This window comes from Paracoccus fontiphilus, from assembly GCF_017356265.1.
In the GTDB taxonomy this organism is placed as follows: domain Bacteria; phylum Pseudomonadota; class Alphaproteobacteria; order Rhodobacterales; family Rhodobacteraceae; genus Paracoccus; species Paracoccus fontiphilus.
In genome coordinates this window covers 23,565-41,060 of sequence record NZ_JAFNAW010000032.1, presented here as the reverse complement: position 1 = coordinate 41,060, position 17,496 = coordinate 23,565, and the positions used below count along the sequence as shown (strand labels likewise).

Here is a 17,496-nt window from a genome sequence, read left to right as displayed (position 1 = left end):
GCCCCCGAGGGCGAGGACCGCGCGCGCCGCCGGCGGCCTGGCGCCCGCGCAGATGCGGCGGCTGGTGGCGCGGCTGAAGGCCCGCCAGGACCGCCGCCTGAGCGTGGCCGAGATGGCGGCAACGGTGGGCCTGTCGGAAAGCTGGTTCGCGGCGGTGTTCAAGCAGACGACAGGCCAGACGCCCTTGCAATGGCAGCAGTCCCAGCGGATCGCTCTGGCGCAGCGCCTGCTGACCGAAAGCGACCTGTCGGTGGCGGATGTGGCGGCGCAGCTGGGCTTTTCGGACCAGGCGCACCTGACCCGCGCCTTCCGCCAGGTCGCGGGGCAGACACCCGCCGCATGGCGGCGGATGCGGTTGACGGGGTGACGGGGTGACGGGCCTTCAGAACGTGTGGCGCAGGGTCACGGCGATTTCGCGGCCGGGGTTGTAGGAGTAGTTCGTTCCGGCGCCGGCGACATGCTGTTCATCAAGTAGGTTGCTCACGTTGATCGCGACGCCGGTGTTGTCCTGGACCTGATAGGTGACGGCGGCATCCAGCAGGATGGTCGCCTCGCTCTTGGCGCCGGCATACCCCGCCGCGAGCAGGCCTGCCTCGTTCTCGTCATTGAAGTAATACGATCCAAGGTAGCGTGCACCCAGGCCGAACGTCATGTCGCCACGCGCACCTTCGCCTGCCAGCGTGTAGTTGACCCACAGCGAGGCGATATGCTTCGGCGCGGTCGCAAGGTCATTGCCGGTGAGGCTCGTTCCGTCAGAACGTGCGCCGCGAACGATCTCGGTGTCCATATAGGAATAGGCGCCGATCACGCTGACAGTGTCGCTGATCTCGACCTTGGCTTCGACATCCAGGCCGCGCACGCGCGAGTCGATGAGATCGAACGTGAATGGAGTGCCGGAGCCGCCGGGCCAGTACAGGCGTGGCTCGTTGTCCTTGCTCAACTCGTAGATCGAGGCCGACACAAGAGCGTTCATTCCGGCCGGTTCGTATTTCACGCCCAACTCGTACTGCTCGCCCCGCGCAAGCTCGGCATAGATGTCCTGCGGAGACCCTTCGGCAGCGGGAGAAACCGACTCGACATAGCTGAAGTAAGTCGAAACCTCGTCGGTGACCTTGTAGGTCAGCGCGGCGCGGAACGAGGTTTCCGAGAAGTCGTTCTGCTCGGAGTTTGTCTGGGGTGTAGTGAACAGCGACCATTGATCGAGAGACACGTCGATCCAGTCGTGCCGCAGACCAACCGTGGCGATCCAGCGGTCATCGAACGAGAAGTTCTGCTGCAGGAAGACGGATTGGGTCGAATAATCCTTGTCCCGCGTCTGGTACAGGGTATTGCCGGTCGGCTGGCCGCCGGTATCGGGATCATCCGGGTCAGCGCCGGGGACAAGGCCATAAGAGGCGCTTTCCTCGACCGAGGCATCGCGGAACTCCAGGCCTGCAAGCGTGCTGCTGTCAACGCGGTCGAAGGTCGTGTCGTACTTGAGGATCGCGTTGCCGATCACTTCCTCGGACGAACTGTCGCTGGCCAGGGCACCCCGGCCTACCAGACCGCCCGTCCGGCCAAACCGCTCATCAAGATAGGCATAGCCGTAATTGTCGGTCAGGTCGCTGTAGCGCAGGTTCGCCTGCAGGCTCAGCCCGTTGCCGAAATCATGCGACAGCAGACCCGTGACGCTGGTGCGTTCGACGTCGTGATAGTTGTAGTCCTGCAGGCCGAAGAATTCGCTGCGGTCATATTCGCGGTCGATGGGATAGCCGCCGCTGTTCGGCGTCGCGTCGCGGTTCAGGTAGTCCACCACCACGCTTAGCCTGGTCGCATCGCTTGGCTGCCAAGTCAGGCCGCCCATCAGAAAGGTTTCGTCATCCCTCGAATGGTCATATTCCAGTTCGCTGTCCTGAACCTTGCCGGTGATGCGGAAGGCGAAATCCTGATTGACATCGATCACGTCGCCATAGTCGAAGCCAAGCTCGGCATGATTGAACGAACCGTAGGTCAGATGGGCTTCGCCGATACGCTCGAACTTGGGCGTCTTGGTCACGAAGTTGATCGAACCGCCCGGCTCGCTTTGGCCGAACAGGGTCGAGTTGGCGCCGCGCAGAACCTCGACACGCTCATAGGCAAAGGGCTCTTCGCGCACGCCGCGCATTGTTCCCAAGGTCAGGCCGTCGCGATAGGTCGAGGCGTTGAAGCCGCGGATCGAGTAGTAGTCGTTCCGCCCATCGGTGTCGCCGTAAAAATCGGTCGCGATTCCCGGAGTGTATTGCAGAACCTCTTCGACCGACTTGGCGTTGCGGGTTTCGATCTCCTTCTGCGTGATGACCGAGATCGAGGCGGGCGTGTCCAGGATGCTGGTCGCGACCTTTCCTCCCACTGATATCTCGCGGGCAACGACCGAATTGGCGTCGTCGTCGGCTTGGGCGTCGGCGTTGATCAGGATCGGCGACAGGCGGTAGGGCGATTCCTCGGTGCCCGCCCCGGTGTCCTGCGCAACGGCCGGGGATGCGATCAGGGCCGTGCAGCCCAGCAGCAGGGCGATCAGGGTGCGGCCGGGGCGGCGCGCGGTGTCATGTGCCATGGTTCAAAGTCCCGCATGGTTGTTGTCATGGGTGCTGGCTGCCGTCGGATCAGAGAGGGTCCGCGGCTGGCTGGCCTAGGAATGACCCTGAGCCCTCTCCACCCGAGGGCGGGATGGGACGGCGTGGCGATCATGCTGGCGCGGCTTATAGGAACGCTGGCGCGAGGCTGTCTTGTATAATCCCACTTTTTTTGTCGGAATCTCGGGAAAAGTGCTAGAAGCGGTGCCGCAAGCCCGTACGCCAGGGTTGACGCGCTCGCAGCGACGCGAAAAAGCCTTGCCTTGCCAAAGGAGATCGCGCCCATGATCCGTCTTGTCCCGTGCCTTGCCGCCGCGCTTGCGCCCGTTCTTGCCGTGGCCGAGGAAAGCTATCCCGTCTCGATCCCCCATGCCTTCGGCACCACCACCATCGCGGAAAGGCCGCAGCGCGTGGCGACCGTCAATTCGGGCAACCACGAGGTTCCGCTGGCCCTTGGCGTGGTGCCGGTGGGCATGGCCGCCGCGAACTACGGCGACGACAACGGCGACGGCCTGCTGCCCTGGGTCGAGGAACGGCTGAAGGAACTGGGCGCCGAAACCCCCGTCCTGTTCGACGAAGGCGACGGCATCGACTTCGAGGCGGTGGCCGCATCCGCGCCCGACGTGATCCTGGCCGCCTATTCCGGGCTGACGCAGGCCGATTACGACACGCTGTCCCAGATCGCCCCCGTCGTGGCCTATCCCGACGGCGCCTGGACGACCGAATGGCGGCAGATGATCCGCATGAACAGCGCCGGCATGGGCATGGCGGCCGAGGGCGAGGCCCTGGTCGCGCGGATGGATGCCCAGATCGCCGAGACCGTGGCCCGGCACCCCGAGCTGCAGGGCAGGACGGCCATGTTCGTGACGCATCTGGACACCACGAACCTGTCGATCATCAACTTCTACAGCGCCCATGACACGCGGGTGAAGTTCTTTCAGGACCTTGGCCTGTCGATGCCGAAAAGCGTGGTCGAGGCGACGCAGCCCGGACAGTTCTTCGGATCGATCAGCGCGGAACGGATCGACGCCTTTGACGACGTGGACATCGTCGTGACCTATGGCGGCGCGCCCCTGCTGGCGGCGATGAAGGCCGATCCGCTGATGGCGCACATGCCCGCCGTGGCCCACGAGGCCATCGTGATGCTGGGCAACGACCCTGCCGGCAACGCCGCCAACCCGACCCCCTTGTCGCTGCCCCATGTGCTGGAGGATTACGTCGCCCTTCTGGCCGAGGCGGCGAAGACATCGGAATGACGGCCACCGCCAACCCGCTGCCGCGCGCCCATGTCGCGCCCCGGTCGAACCGCACGCGCGGGCTCTGGCTGGCCGCGATGCTGGCGCTGCTGGCGGTGCTGTGCGCCTTGTCGGTCGCGGTCGGCACGCGAGACGTGGGCGGGGACGACATCGTCGCCGCGCTGCAGGGGCAGGTCGAGACCATCGCCCAGGCCGCCGTCGCCGCGCGCATTCCGCGCACGGTGCTGGCGGCGCTGGCGGGGGCGGCGCTTGGCGTCGCGGGCACCATCATGCAGGGCGTGACGCGCAACCCCCTGGCCGATCCGGGGATCCTGGGGGTGAACCTGGGCGCGTCGCTGGCGGTCGCGGTGGCGGTGGCCTTTTTCGGCATCGCCTCGGCCCTGGCCTTTATCTGGGTGGCGATCTTCGGCGCGGGGGCCACGGCGATCTTCGTCTATGCCATCGGGTCGCTGGGGCGCGGCGGGCCGACGCCGCTGAAACTGGCGCTGGCGGGGGTCGCCACCTCGGTCGCCTTCGTGTCGCTGGTGCTGGCGGTGATGCTGTCCCATGGCGAGGTCGCGGGCGGGCTGCAATCCTGGCAGGTCGGCGGCGTCGGCGGGGCGACCTTCGCGCGCATGAACCATGTCCTGCCCTTTCTGGCAGTCGGTTTCGCCATCAGCCTGGCCTGCGCGCGCAAGCTGAACTCGCTGGCCCTGGGGGACGAGATGGCGGCAGGCTTGGGCGAACGCGTGGCCCTGGCGCGCGGGCTGGCGTCCCTGGGCGCGATCCTGCTGTGCGGGGCGACGACGGCGATCTGCGGGCCGATCGCCTTCGTCGGCCTCATGGTGCCGCATCTGTGCCGCTTGCTGGCGGGTGTCGATCATCGCTGGCTGTTGCCCTTGTCGGCCCTGGTCGGCGCCTGCCTGCTGATCGCGTCCGACATCGCGGGGCGCCTGATCGCCCGACCCGGCGAGCTTGACGTGGGCATCGTCACCGCCTTCATCGGCGCGCCCGTCTTCATCTGGATCGTGCGCCGCGCAAGGGTGCGGGACCTATGACCGCGCTCGACCTTGTCGCGTCCACGCGCCAGCGCCGCATCGGTCGCCGCAAGACGGTGATCACGGGCGCGCTGGCGCTGCTGGTGGCGGGCTTTGCGCTGACGCTGATGCTGGGCCAGTCCTTCGTGCCGCCCGGCACCGTGCTGCGGGTGCTGGCGGGTCAGGACGTGCCCGGCGCGTCCTTCACCGTGGGCCAGTTGCGCCTGCCGCGCGCGGTGCTGGCGGTGCTGGCGGGGCTGTCCTTCGGCCTGGGGGGCGCGGCCTTCCAGATCATGCTGCGCAACCCGCTGGCCAGCCCCGACATCATCGGCATCAGCCGGGGCGCCGGGGCGGCGGCGGTGTTCGCCATCGTGGTCATGGGCCTGGACGGGCCTGTGGTCTCGGTCTTTGCCGTGGTCGCGGGGCTTGGCGTCGCCATGCTGATCTATGGCCTGTCCTTCAAGGGCGGCGTCGCGGGCACCCGGCTGATCCTGATCGGCATCGGCGTGTCGGCCATGCTGGACAGCTTCATCGCCTATACCCTGTCCCGCGCCCCGTCCTGGGACCTGCAAGAGGCGATGCGCTGGCTGGGCGGCAGCGTCAACGGCGCGCAACTGTCCCAGGCCCTGCCGCTGCTGGTGTCGCTGGCGGTCTTCGGCGGCCTGCTCCTCAGCCGCGCCCGCGACCTCGAGGCGCTGCGGCTGGGCGACGACACCGCCGCCGCGCTGGGCACGGACGTCCCGCTGACGCGCCTGCTGGTCGTGGTCGCCGCCGTGGGCCTGATCGCGGTCGCCACGGCCATCACCGGGCCGGTGGCCTTCGTGGCCTTCCTGTCCGGTCCCATCGCGTCGCGGGTCCTGGGGCCGAACGGGTCGGTGCTGGTCCCGTCGGCCCTTGTGGGGGCACTGCTGGTCCTGGGCGGCGACTACGTGGGCCAGTTCCTGCTGCCGACGCGCTTTCCGGTGGGCGTCGTCACCGGGGCGCTTGGGGCGCCTTATCTGATTTACCTGATCGTGCGCGTGAACCGCGCCGGAGGATCGTTGTGAGCCGCCATTCCCTTTCCGTCCAACACTTGACCGCAGGCTATGGCGACCGGACGATCCTGCACGGCCTGGATCTGGACGTGCTGCCGGGCCGGATCACTGCCATCGTGGGCGCCAACGCCTGCGGGAAATCGACCCTGCTGCGCACCATGTCGCGGCTGCTGTCCCCGCGCGCGGGCCAGGTTCTGCTGGACGGCAAGGCGATCCACCGCATGGCCCCGCGCCAGGTCGCGCGGATCATGGGCCTGCTGCCGCAATCGCCCATCGCGCCGGAAGGCATCACCGTGGCCGATCTCGTCAGCCGGGGCCGCCATCCCCATCACGGCCTCCTGTCCCGCTGGTCGCCCGGCGACGACCGGGCCGTGGCCGACGCGCTAGAGGCCACGAAGACCACCGATCTGGCCGAACGCGCGGTCGATGAACTGTCAGGCGGGCAGCGCCAGCGTGTCTGGATCGCCATGGCGCTGGCCCAGCAGACCGACCTGCTGCTGCTGGACGAGCCGACGACCTTTCTGGACATCAGCCACCAGGTCGAGGTTCTGGATCTGCTGACCGACCTGAACCACCGGGCTGGCACCACGGTGGTGATGGTGCTGCACGACCTGAACCTGGCCGCGCGCTATGCCGACCATCTGGTCGCCATGGCGGGCGGCAGACTGCACGCGCAAGGATCGCCCGAGGCGGTGCTGACGGCGGAAACCGTGCGCGCGGTGTTCGGGCTGGACAGCCGGATCATCCCTGACCCGACCTCGGGGCGGCCGATGATGCTGCCGATCGGGCGGCACCGGATGGCGGCGGACTAAGCCCGCCCCCGATCAGGGGCGGGCGAGGGCGCCCTCAGGCAACCGGGTCCAATTGCCGCCGCGCGTCGAAGCGGTCGGCGTTCATCACCTTGGACCACGCCTTGCCGAAGTCGCGCACGAACTTCGCCTTGCAGTCGTCCTGGGCATAGACCTCGGCAATCGCCCGCAGTTGCGAGTTCGACCCGAAGATCAGGTCCACACGCGTCGCCGTCCAGCGATGCGCGCCCGTCTTGCGGTCAGTGCCGTCGAAGACCATCTGGTCGTCGTCCTGCGCCTTCCATACCGTGTCCATGGACAGCAGGTTGACGAAGAAGTCGTTCGTCAACTGGCCCGGACGGTTCGTCAGCACGCCGTGGTCGGTGTGGTCCCAGTTGGCATCCAGCGCGCGCAGGCCGCCCACCAGCACCGTCATCTCGGGCGCGGTCAGGGTCAGCAGCTGCGCGCGGTCGATCAGCAGCTCCTCGGCCGGGACATTGAACTTCTGGCGCTGGTAGTTGCGGAAGCCGTCGGCCATCGGCTCCATCCAGTCGAAGCTTTCCACGTCAGTCTGGTCCTGCGTGGCGTCGCCCCGGCCGGGGGTGAAGTCCAGCACCAGGTCGTGGCCGGCGGCCTTGGCCGCGGCCTCGACCGCCGCATCGCCCGCCAGAACGATCAGGTCGGCGAGCGAGATCTTCTTGGCACCCCTGGCATCGAAATCAGCCTTGATGCCTTCCAGCACCCCCAGCACCTTCGCCAGTTGCTGCGGCTGGTTCGCCTCCCAGTCCTTCTGGGGCGCCAGCCGGATCCGCGCGCCGTTGGCACCGCCGCGATAGTCCGAGCCCCGGAAGGTCGAGGCCGAGGCCCAGGCGGTGGCGATCAGTTCCGGCCCGGTCAGGCCCGAGGCCAGCACCTGCTCCTTCAGCGCCGCGACATCGGCGGCATCCACCAACGGATGGTCCGGCGCCGGGATCGGGTCCTGCCAGATCAGGTCTTCCGACGGCACCTCGGGGCCTTCGTAAAGCACCTTCGGTCCCATGTCGCGATGGGTCAGCTTGAACCAGGCGCGGGCGAAGGCGTCGGCGAACAGGTCGGGGTCGTTCAGGAACCGCAGCGAGATCTCGCGATAGATCGGGTCCTCGCGCAGCGACAGGTCGGTGGTCAGCATCGCGGGGGCGATCTTCTTGGACGGATCATGTGCGTCGGGCACCGTGCCCTCGCCCGCGCCGTTGGCAGGCTTCCACTGCCAGGCGCCAGCGGGGGATTTCGTCAACTCCCAGTCATATTCGAACAGGTTCTTGAAATACCCCATGCTCCACTGCGTGGGGGTCTGGGTCCAGACGACCTCCAGCCCCGACGAGATGGCATGGGCGCCGTGGCCGGTTTCATACTTGCTGGCCCAGCCCAGGCCCTGCAGCTCGATGGCCGAACCTTCGGGGTCCGCGTCCACGTGGCTCGCCTCGCCCGCGCCGTGGCACTTGCCGAAGGTGTGGCCGCCGGCGATCAGGGCCACGGTTTCCTCGTCGTTCATGGCCATGCGCTTGAAGGTGTCGCGGATGTCGCGGGCGGCGGCCACCGGGTCGGGCTTGCCGTCCGGGCCTTCGGGGTTCACGTAGATCAGGCCCATCTGCACGGCAGCCAGGGGGCTGTCCAGTTCCCGGTCGCCCTTGTAGCGGCTGTTGGGGTTGTCGCTCAGCGCCAGCCACTCGGTTTCCGAACCCCAATAGATGTCCTCGGCCGGTTCCCACACGTCGGGACGCCCGCCGCCGAAGCCGAAGGTCTTGAAGCCCATCGATTCCAGCGCGACGTTGCCCGTCAGGATCAGCAGGTCCGCCCAGGACAGGCTGTTGCCGTATTTCCGCTTGATCGGCCAGAGCAGGCGCCGGGCCTTGTCCAGGTTCACGTTGTCGGGCCAGGAGTTCAGCGGGGCGAATCGCTGGGCGCCCGCCCGCGCACCGCCGCGCCCGTCTGCGGTGCGATAGGTGCCGGCGCTGTGCCAGGCCATGCGCACGAACAGCGGGCCATAGTGGCCCCAGTCGGCGGGCCACCAGTCCTGGCTGTCGGTCATCAGCGCCCGGAGGTCGGCCTTGACGGCATCCAGGTCCAGCTTCCGGAACGCCTCGGCGTAATTGAAGTCGGCGCCCAGCGGGTTCGACTGTTCGTTGTTCTGGTGCAGGATCTTCAGGTTCAGCTGTTCCGGCCACCATTCGCGGTTCGACCGCGCCTTGGCGCGCGTGTTGCGGTTGCCGCTGTGCTGGATGGGGCAAAGCGCGCCTGCGCTGGGGGTCTTGTCGTCCATGTCACTCCTCCTCGACGTGCAGCCTTGGCAGGACGCGTGCGCCCGGCCGGGGTCACTGGCTTCGGCGCGCATGGTAAGGACTGCAACGCCGGCGGCAAGCCAAGAGGCGTCCCGTGCCTGCTCATTTCCCGGGATGGAACCATCGGGACATGGCGGAATTCTACCGATGGTTGTTTCGCAGGTGCAGCAAGGCGTGCTTGGGCCTGCTTTCCATGCTAAAGGTTAACCGCATTTTTCAAGCGTCTGCCATTCGGAACAAAGGACCGTTCGATGCCCACGACATTTTACTGGATATATCTCGGCACGCCTGCCGCCCGTATCGACACCAATGAAACCCTTGTCGAAGGCGGAACAGGGCTTGCCGACAACCTCAATGCGCTTGTCGGCCAAAGCTACGGCACGTCCGGGGCCCCGCTTTACAACAGCGTCTTCAGCGCCACGACGGTTGCCGGATCGAACTACAGCAACCGCGATGCCACCGGCCAGACCTACAACACCAGCACCAGTCCCGGCACGACCCCGCGCTTGCTCCAGCACGACGCCGTGGCCAGCTACAACGTCACCCTGACCTATGCCGACGGCACGACGGCCGCCACGACCGTTTCACTTGCGCAAGCGCAATCGGGCGAACTTTTCCTGGCCCCGCCGCCGTCCACAGCCGCCGCAAACCCGGCCCTGACCGTGCAGCCGATCGTCTCCATGCGGATCGATTCGGTCGGCTCGGCCAACAACAACGGATCGCAATTTGTCGTCGATCGCCAGGTGATCGGCTTTGACAACGGCACGATCAGCGGAACGGCCGGGAACGACCTGATCAATGCAAGCTATGTCGAGCCTGTTGCAAGCGGCTCGGACGTCATCGATGGCGCCGATGGGGTCAATGATGTCGTTCTTGCGGGCGCGGGCAATGACACCGTCCTGTCCGGCCTGGGCAACGATTCGGTCCGGGGCGAGGCGGGAATTGACAGCCTGGACGGCGGCGCCGGCAACGACACGCTGGATGGCGGGACCGAGGCCGATGTCCTGATCGGCGGCCTTGGGACCGATTCCCTGCTGGGCGGTGCCGGGGCTGACACGCTTTACGGCGACGACACGCTGGGCACTGACACGGCAGGGGGCGCAGACTTCCTGGATGGCGGCGCGGACAACGACAGCATCGTGGCGGGGGCCGGCAACGACACCCTGATCGGCGGCCTGGGCAGCGACACGCTGCTGGGCGGCGCCGGGGCCGATACGCTTTACGGCGACGATACGCTGGGCGCCGACGCGGCAGGTGGCGCGGATTCTCTGGATGGCGGCGCCGGCACCGACAGCATCGTGGCGGGGGCCGGCAACGACACCCTGATCGGCGGCCTGGGCAGCGACACGCTGCTGGGCGGTACCGGGGCCGATACGCTTTACGGCGACGACACGCTGGGCACCGACACGGCAGGTGGCGCGGATTCTCTGGACGGCGGCGCGGACAACGACAGCATCGTGGCGGGGGCCGGCAACGACACCCTGATCGGCGGCCTGGGCAGCGACACGCTGCTGGGCGGCGCCGGAAACGACGTGATCGGCGGGGGCACCTTTGCCGGCGGCGTCTTCACCGATGATGGCGTGGCCGATGTGCTGACCGGCGGGGCGGGTTCGGACATCTTCGCTGCGGGCAACGGGGATCTGATCACCGACTTCGTGTCCACGCCGGACAATCCTGCGGCGGAAAATGACAGCATCGACCTGTCGGGCTATTACAACGATGCCAATCTGGACATTATCAACGACGCGCGGATCGCGGCGGGCCAGCAGCCCTATGCGACGGCGCTGGGCTGGATGCGGGCAGACCAGGCCGACGGCATTCTGAACGACATCAGCACCGCCAACGGATTCGGCAGCGCCTTCAGCCTTCGCGTCCAGAACGGCGGCGCGGCGGTCAGCGGCAGCGCGCTGACCGAAGGCAGCACAAGCGTGACCTGCTTTGCCGACGATGTCCTGATCCAGACCCAGGACGGCCCGGTCGCCGCCGGCGATCTGGCGGTGGGAATGATGGTGGAAACGCGCGACGATGGTCCGCAGCCCATCCGCTGGAAAGGCAAGCGCAGGCTGAGCGCGACCGATCTGGAGGCGGCGCCGCATCTGCGTCCGATCCGCATCCTCAAGGGCGCGCTTGGCGCCGGCAAGCCCGAGGCCGACCTGGTCGTCTCGCCCCAGCATCGGATCCTGGTGCGCTCCAGGATCGCGCAGAAGATGTTCGGCACCGACGAGGTACTGGTGGCCGCCAAGCAGCTGTGCCAGGTCGACGGCATCGACGTGGCCAACGACCTGGACGGCGTGACCTATGTCCATTTCCTGTTCGACAGCCATCAGCTCGTCATCTCGAACGGGGCGGAAACGGAATCGCTGCATACCGGGGCCGAGGCGCTGAAATCGGTCGGACCCGCCGCAAGGCAGGAAATCTTCGAGATCTTCCCCGAACTGCGCAACGGAACCGAACGCCCGGCCGCCCGGCTGCTGACATCGGGGCGGCTGGGACGCAAGCTGGCCGTGCGGCATCAGCAGAACCGCAAGCCGCTGGTTGCGTGATCGCAAGACGCCGTCCCCCGAAGGGGCGGCGTTTCCCGACCGGCTGGCACGACGTTTTCGGCACGATGCGGAAAGCCCGGTCCGGTTCGCTGGGAAGCTGGTGCGATGGGCCGCGGCGGCGTGCAGCGGGACAATCAGGTCGCAGGCGGGTGATCGGTCCGGCGAAGAAGAATCTTTCTGCGGATGCGGCATCGCGTGGCAACCAATTCTCCGCGCAGCGGTTCTGCGACTGCCGCCCCCTTTTCCGGGCGCCTGACGGGACCAATCATGACAACACAGCAGATGCTTGCCTTTGCCATCGTCGGGGTGATGATGGTCTTGTTCATATGGGGCAGGCTCCGCTATGACGTGGTGGCGATGCTGGCCTTGCTGGCGTCCCTGCTGGCGGGAACGGTGTCGCCGGACAATGCCTTCACCGGCTTTTCGGACGACATCGTCATCATCGTCGGCAGCGCCCTGGTGGTCAGCGCGGCCGTGTCGCGGTCCGGCATCATCGAGGCGATCCTGCGCTGGCTGGTGCGCAAGCTGACCACCATGCGGGTGCAGCTTCTGGTGCTGGTGGGATCGGTCACGCTGCTGTCGTCGCTGGTGAAAAACATCGGCGCGCTGGCGATGATGATGCCCGCCGCGCTGAAGATGGCCCGGAAATCCGGGCAGTCGCCCTCGCTCTACCTGATGCCCATGGCCTTCGGGTCGCTGCTGGGCGGGCTAATCACGCTGGTCGGCACCTCGCCCAACATCATCGTGTCGGGGGTGCGCGAGGAGATGACCGGCCAGCCGTTCCGCATGTTCGACTTCGCCCCCGTGGGGCTTGGGCTGTCGGCGGTGGGGATCGTCTTCCTGATGCTGGCCTATCGCCTGCTGCCGTCCGACCGCCGCGCGACCGCGTCGCTGGGCGAGGCGGTGAAGATCAGCGACTACAACACCGAGGCGACGGTGCCCGAGGGCGCGGTGCCGGTGGGCATGACCATCGGCGGGCTGATCGGCCTTGCCGACGGCGAGGTCACCGTCACCGGCCTGATCCGGGGCGGCGAGCGGCGCAAGGTCGTGCTGTTCGACACGCTGATCGAGGCGGGCGACATCCTGCTGCTGCGCGGCGAGCCCGACGGCCTGGAACGGGCGGTGGCCAAGGGCGGTCTGGAACTGGCAGGGGCCGACACGGCCTCCAGGCTGGAGTTGCCCCCAAGCAAGATCGGCGTGATCGAGGCGGTGACCACCGCGACGTCATCCCTGATCGGCAAGAGCGTGGGCTCCATCCGGCTGTTCGACGAGCAGGGCGTCAACCTGCTGGCTGTGTCGCGGTCGGGCCACCGCATGACCGAGCGGCTCTCAAAGACCCGGCTGCAGGCGGGCGACGTGCTGCTGCTGCAAGGCCCGGTCGAACTGCTGCCCGAACGCATCCGCACGCTTGGCCTGCTGCCCCTGGCCGAGCGCAGCCTGAGCATCGGTAGCGTCCGGAAGGAGTTGATGCCCATCGTGATCCTGGGCGGGGCCATGGGCCTGACCGCGGCGGGCATCCTGCCGGTCGCCATCGCCTTCTTCGGCGCGGCGGTGCTGATGATCCTGTCGGGCGCGATCAGCCCCGAGCGTGCCTACGAGGCGGTGGAATGGCCGCTGCTGATCATGCTGGGCGCGCTGATTCCGGTCAGCGAGGCCTTGCAGACGACAGGCGGCACCGACCTGATCGGCGCCTGGCTGTCGGATGTCGCGACCGGCCTGCCGGTCTGGGGCGCGGTCGCGCTGATCATGGTCGCGGCCATGGCGGTCACGCCCTTCCTGAACAACGCGGCCACCGTGCTGGTCATGGCCCCCATCGCCGTGACCTTCGCGGGCACCCTGGGCTACCGGCCCGAGGCCTTCCTGATGGCGGTCGCCGTAGGCGCGGGCTGCGATTTCCTGACGCCCATCGGGCACCAGTGCAACACGCTGGTCATGGGGCCGGGGGGGTATCGCTTCAGCGACTATCCCCGGCTTGGCCTGCCCTTGTCGATCCTGGTCGTGCTGACCGGGGTGCCGCTGATCCTGACCGTCTGGCCGGTCTGACAGGGGGTGGCTTAGCGGACGGTCTCCATCCGGCGCGGCGCCTCGCGCTTGGCGATGCGCAGCACGACATAGCCCGCCACGCCCGAGATCAGGGACCCCATGAGGATGCCGATCTTGGCCTCGTTCTGCAGAAGCGGATCGTTGAAGGCCAGGAGCGAGATGAACAGGCTCATGGTGAAGCCGATGCCGCACAGCAGGGCCGTGCCGAACATCTGCATCCAGCTTGCGCCCACGGGCAGGTCCGCCCAGTCCAGCCGGACCAGGATGGCGACCGATCCGAAGATGCCGACCAGCTTGCCCAGGGCCAGGCCCGTGGCGACGCCCAGCGTGACGGGGGCAACCAGCGCATCGACGCCAAGGCCCGCGAAGCTGACGCCGGCATTGGCAAAGCCGAAGATCGGGATGATGACGAACGACACGGGGAACATCAGCGCATGTTCCAGCCGGTGCAGCGGGCTTTCCGAGCGGTGCGCCTCGGGCGTGGCAGGGGTGCGCTTCAGGGGGATCGTCAGCGCCAGAAGGACGCCCGCGATGGTGGCGTGGATGCCCGACCGCCAGACGAAGAACCACAGGACAAGGCCCAGCGCCAGATAGGGCCAGAGCTGGCGCACGTTCGCCCGGTTCAGCCCCACGAGCACCAGAACAACGGCCGCGGCGATCCCCAGATCGACCGGAGACACGCCCGCCGTGTAGAACAGCCCGATCACCACGACCGCGCCCAGGTCGTCGATGATTGCCAGCGCCGCCAGGAACACCTTGAGCGAGGTGGGCACGCGCGAGCCCAGCAGCGACAGCACCCCCAGCGCGAAGGCGATGTCGGTGGCCGAGGGAATCGCCCAGCCATGCGTGGCCCCGGTCCCGCTGGTGAAGAACAGGTAGAACAGCGCCGGCACCGCCATCCCCGCCGCCGCGGCCACGCCCGGCAGGATTCGCCGCGACCACGAGGACAGGTGGCCGTCCACCATCTCGCGCTTGATCTCCAGCCCGACCATCAGGAAGAACAGGGCCATCAGCGCGTCGTTGATCCAGTGGCCCAGCGACAGCGGGCCGATATAGGTGTGAAGCGCGTGGAAATACGCGTCGGACAAGGGCGAGTTGGCGACGATCAGCGCCAGGATCGCCGCCGCGATCAGCAGCATCCCCCCGGCGGATTCGGTGGCAAGAAACTTGCGGATCGTGTTCTGTATACGGCCTGCCATAGAAGCCCCTCCTTCAGAAACGGTTGCGACCAGTCTCCGTATTCAGGGCCTGCCCTGGGCGCACGCAGCACACGCCATGGCCGGGGATAATATTCAGCGAAGGCCGGGGATCAAGAGGTTTGGGGATGGGTCCGGATTTCCCGCAGCCATTCGCGCCAGATGGCAACCAGCAGCGCCATCAGCACGGGGCCCACGAACAGGCCGACGATGCCCATGGTCTTCACGCCCCCCACAAGGCCGAAGAACGTGGGCAGGAAGGGCATCTTGACCGGCCCGCCGACAAGCACCGGGCGGATGGTCTTGTCCACCACGAACAGCTCGATCGAGCCCCACAGGAACAGCAGGACCCCCGCCAGGGGCGATCCGCTGGCCGCCAGATAGATCGACACCAGCGTGAAGCACAAGGGCGCCCCGCCGGGAATCAGCGCCATGATGCCCGTGATGACCCCCAGCGTCACCGGCGAGGGCACCCCCGCGATCCAGTAGGCGATGCCCAGGATCACCCCCTCGCCCATGGCGATCAGGGCCATGCCGGTGACGGTGGCGCTGATGGTCAGCGGCACCACGCGCGACAGCCGTTCCCAGCGCACGGGCAGGATGCGGGCGCCGATGACGTCGATCTGGCCCGCGATCTTGTGGCCGTCGCGATAGAACACGAACAGCGCGATCAGCATGAACAGCAGGTTCAGCGCCAGGTGGAAGGCGATGTTGCCCGCCGCCAGCACGCTGCGATAGATCGAGGCGATGGTGCCGCCGCTGGTCAGTTGCACCAGTTCCGCGATGGCGCCGGGCCGGCCCACATGGCGGGCCCATTGCTCGTCGATCCAGTCACCGATCTGCGGCAGTTCGGTCAGCCACGACGGCGTCGGCGCGCCATAGGCGTTCACCTCGAACACCCAGGAAATCCACTGCTGCAATTCCCGGAAGGCGTAAAGCAGCGCCATGGAGATCGGGACCAGCAGGAAGACCACGATCACCAGGATGAACAGCGCGGCCGTGGTGGTGCGGTCGATGCCCAGGGCACGCTGCACGCTGCGCGACAGGGGCCAGCTTGCAAAGGCGATGATCGTCGCCGCCAGGACCGGCACCAGGAAGCCGTGGAAGAAATAGATCGCTGCGGCGATGATGAAGACCAGCAGCCATCGCGCCGCCGAGATGTCGCTGATCAGGGGAAAGGGCGTCACCGGATCGTCCGGCTCTGGCGCTCCGAGCCGTGGCGTTGCGTGCTGTGGGTCGATCATTCCGGGGCGCCTGCTTCTTCGGTTTGCCGCTGCTTCCCTGACTGTTGCATGGTTGATCGCCGCGTCAACCCGTCTTGCCGGGAAATCCGCGCCCCGGGGCTTGCCGGGGGCGCCGCAACCCGGTAGCCAACCGGGCTTCACGAAGGCACGGTCCATGTCCCCTACCCTTGCGATAGACTTCGGAACCTCGAATTCGGCGGCCGCGATCCTGGAGGGCGGCACCGTCCGGCGCATCCCGATCGAACACGGGTCGGACACCCTGCCGACGGCGGTCTTCCTTCCCGCACGCGGCGGCGCCATGCGCATCGGCGAGGCCGCGGCGCAGGCGCTGATGGCGGCCGAGGAAGGCCGCTACATGCGCGCGCTGAAAAGCGTGCTGGGAACGCCCCTGCTGCACGAATCGCGCCTGATCAGCGGCAAGCGGCGGACGCTTTTCGACGTGATCGTGGCGTTCCTGTCCGAACTGCGCCGCCGCGCCGAGGCCGTGGCCGGGCAGACCTTCCCCGGCGCGCTGTCCGGCAGGCCGGTGCATTTCCACACCGCCGACCCCACCCGCGATGCCCGGGCCGAGGCCGACCTGCGCGCCTGCTACCATGCCGCGGGCTTCGAGCGCGTGGCCTTCATGGCCGAACCCGAGGCCGCCGCCCTTGCCTGCCACGGCATGGGCGGAACGGGCGAAACCGGGCTGATCATGGACATCGGGGGCGGCACCTCGGACTTTTCGGTTTACCGGGTCGAGGGCGGCCGGGTCCGCATCCTGGCAAGCCACGGCATCCGGTTGGGCGGGACGGATTTCGACCAGGCGATCTCGCTGTCCCATGCCATGCCCCTTCTGGGCCACGGGTCGCACCTGCGCCGAGAGATGGGGCCCGGCCTTCTGCCGGTGCCGAACGCCGTGTATGTCGATCTGGCCTCCTGGGCGCACATTCCCTTTGTCTACACGCCGGAAAACCGCAGGCAGGCCGGCAAGATGGTCCGCCTGGCCGTAGAGCCCGAACGGCTGGAACGCCTGGCCACGGTGCTGACCGACGAACTGGGCCACGAGCTTGCCTTCGCGGTCGAACGCGGCAAGATCGCCGCGAATGGCGGAACCGACGGGCGGATCGCCATGGGCTTCATCGAGCCCCGACTTGCCGCCCCGATCGGCCGTCCGTCGCTGCAGCAGGCACTGCAGGATCATGCCGTGGCGCTGGAACGGGCTGTTGCCGAGACGCTGGCCCGCGCGGGAATCGGCGCGGACGGCATCGGCAATGTGGTGATGGTCGGCGGCTCCAGCCTGATGGGTCTGGTCACGGATCTGGCCGCAAGGATGATGCCGGGGGCCCGGCTTCACAGGTCCGAGGCATTCACCGCCGTTGTCGATGGTCTGGCTTTGGCCACGGGGATGGAATAGCGTTCCGGCAGATGCCGAATCCGCAGGAAACACTGGTTTTTCTGCTTTCCAAACTTGCATCTTGCATAACTGTG

Annotated in this window: 12 protein-coding genes; 8 read left to right on the top strand and 4 right to left on the bottom strand. The window is 67.5% G+C overall.

Going from position 1 to position 17,496, the window contains the following annotated elements; all coding sequences use genetic code 11:
* Positions 1–367: helix-turn-helix domain-containing protein (locus J0F76_RS12180; RefSeq protein WP_207469778.1), on the top strand; the 367-nt coding region annotated here is incomplete at its 5' end.
* A gap of 15 nt (positions 368–382) precedes the next feature.
* On the opposite strand, the gene J0F76_RS12175 is transcribed toward J0F76_RS12180, so the two are convergent.
* A complete protein-coding gene (locus J0F76_RS12175; RefSeq protein ID WP_207469775.1) occupies positions 383–2,572 on the bottom strand; it encodes a TonB-dependent siderophore receptor in 2,190 nt (729 codons plus the stop codon).
* Between the two features lie 303 nt (positions 2,573–2,875).
* On the opposite strand from J0F76_RS12175, the gene J0F76_RS12170 reads away from it, so the two are divergent.
* The 4 genes from J0F76_RS12170 to J0F76_RS12155 are packed head-to-tail and all read left to right on the top strand — an operon-like array spanning position 2,876 to position 6,709.
* On the top strand, positions 2,876–3,847 hold the full coding sequence (locus J0F76_RS12170) for an iron-siderophore ABC transporter substrate-binding protein (RefSeq protein ID WP_207469773.1): 972 nt from the start codon (positions 2,876–2,878) through the stop codon (positions 3,845–3,847).
* The gene (locus tag J0F76_RS12165) at positions 3,844–4,884 is read left to right on the top strand and encodes a FecCD family ABC transporter permease (RefSeq protein WP_207469771.1); all 1,041 of its coding nucleotides are present in this window, start codon (positions 3,844–3,846) and stop codon (positions 4,882–4,884) included. Before J0F76_RS12170 ends, J0F76_RS12165 begins: the two co-directional genes overlap by 4 nt.
* Entirely contained in the window at positions 4,881–5,909 is a 1,029-nt protein-coding gene (locus J0F76_RS12160; protein ID WP_207469769.1) for a FecCD family ABC transporter permease, read from the top strand. The genes J0F76_RS12165 and J0F76_RS12160 overlap by 4 nt, the downstream gene beginning before the upstream one ends.
* 26 nt (positions 5,910–5,935) lie before the next feature.
* A complete protein-coding gene (locus J0F76_RS12155; protein WP_242690167.1) occupies positions 5,936–6,709 on the top strand; it encodes an ABC transporter ATP-binding protein in 774 nt (257 codons plus the stop codon).
* 34 nt (positions 6,710–6,743) lie between these two features.
* Here the strand turns inward: J0F76_RS12155 and katG are convergent, their stop codons facing one another.
* Entirely contained in the window at positions 6,744–8,984 is a 2,241-nt protein-coding gene (gene katG, locus J0F76_RS12150; protein WP_207469766.1) for a catalase/peroxidase HPI, read from the bottom strand.
* Positions 8,985–9,254: 270 nt separating this feature from the next.
* Between katG and J0F76_RS12145 the strand changes: the two genes are divergently transcribed.
* Both J0F76_RS12145 and J0F76_RS12140 read left to right on the top strand, forming a co-directional pair.
* Positions 9,255–11,546, top strand: coding sequence for a Hint domain-containing protein (locus J0F76_RS12145; protein ID WP_207469765.1), 2,292 nt, complete (start codon positions 9,255–9,257; stop codon positions 11,544–11,546).
* Positions 11,547–11,813: 267 nt separating this feature from the next.
* The gene (locus J0F76_RS12140; protein WP_207469764.1) at positions 11,814–13,589 is read left to right on the top strand and encodes an SLC13 family permease; all 1,776 of its coding nucleotides are present in this window, start codon (positions 11,814–11,816) and stop codon (positions 13,587–13,589) included.
* A gap of 11 nt (positions 13,590–13,600) precedes the next feature.
* Here the strand turns inward: J0F76_RS12140 and nhaA are convergent, their stop codons facing one another.
* Both nhaA and J0F76_RS12130 read right to left on the bottom strand, forming a co-directional pair.
* Positions 13,601–14,788, bottom strand: coding sequence for a Na+/H+ antiporter NhaA (nhaA, locus tag J0F76_RS12135; RefSeq protein WP_207469763.1), 1,188 nt, complete (start codon positions 14,786–14,788; stop codon positions 13,601–13,603).
* 110 nt (positions 14,789–14,898) lie between these two features.
* Complete coding sequence (locus J0F76_RS12130; protein WP_207469762.1) at positions 14,899–16,029, bottom strand: AI-2E family transporter; 1,131 nt, start codon at positions 16,027–16,029, stop codon at positions 14,899–14,901.
* 154 nt (positions 16,030–16,183) lie between these two features.
* Here J0F76_RS12130 and J0F76_RS12125 point away from each other — a divergent pair, with 154 nt between their 5' ends.
* Positions 16,184–17,422, top strand: a complete 1,239-nt coding sequence (locus J0F76_RS12125) for an Hsp70 family protein (protein ID WP_207469761.1) — start codon at positions 16,184–16,186, stop codon at positions 17,420–17,422.
* Positions 17,423–17,496 lie beyond the last annotated feature (74 nt).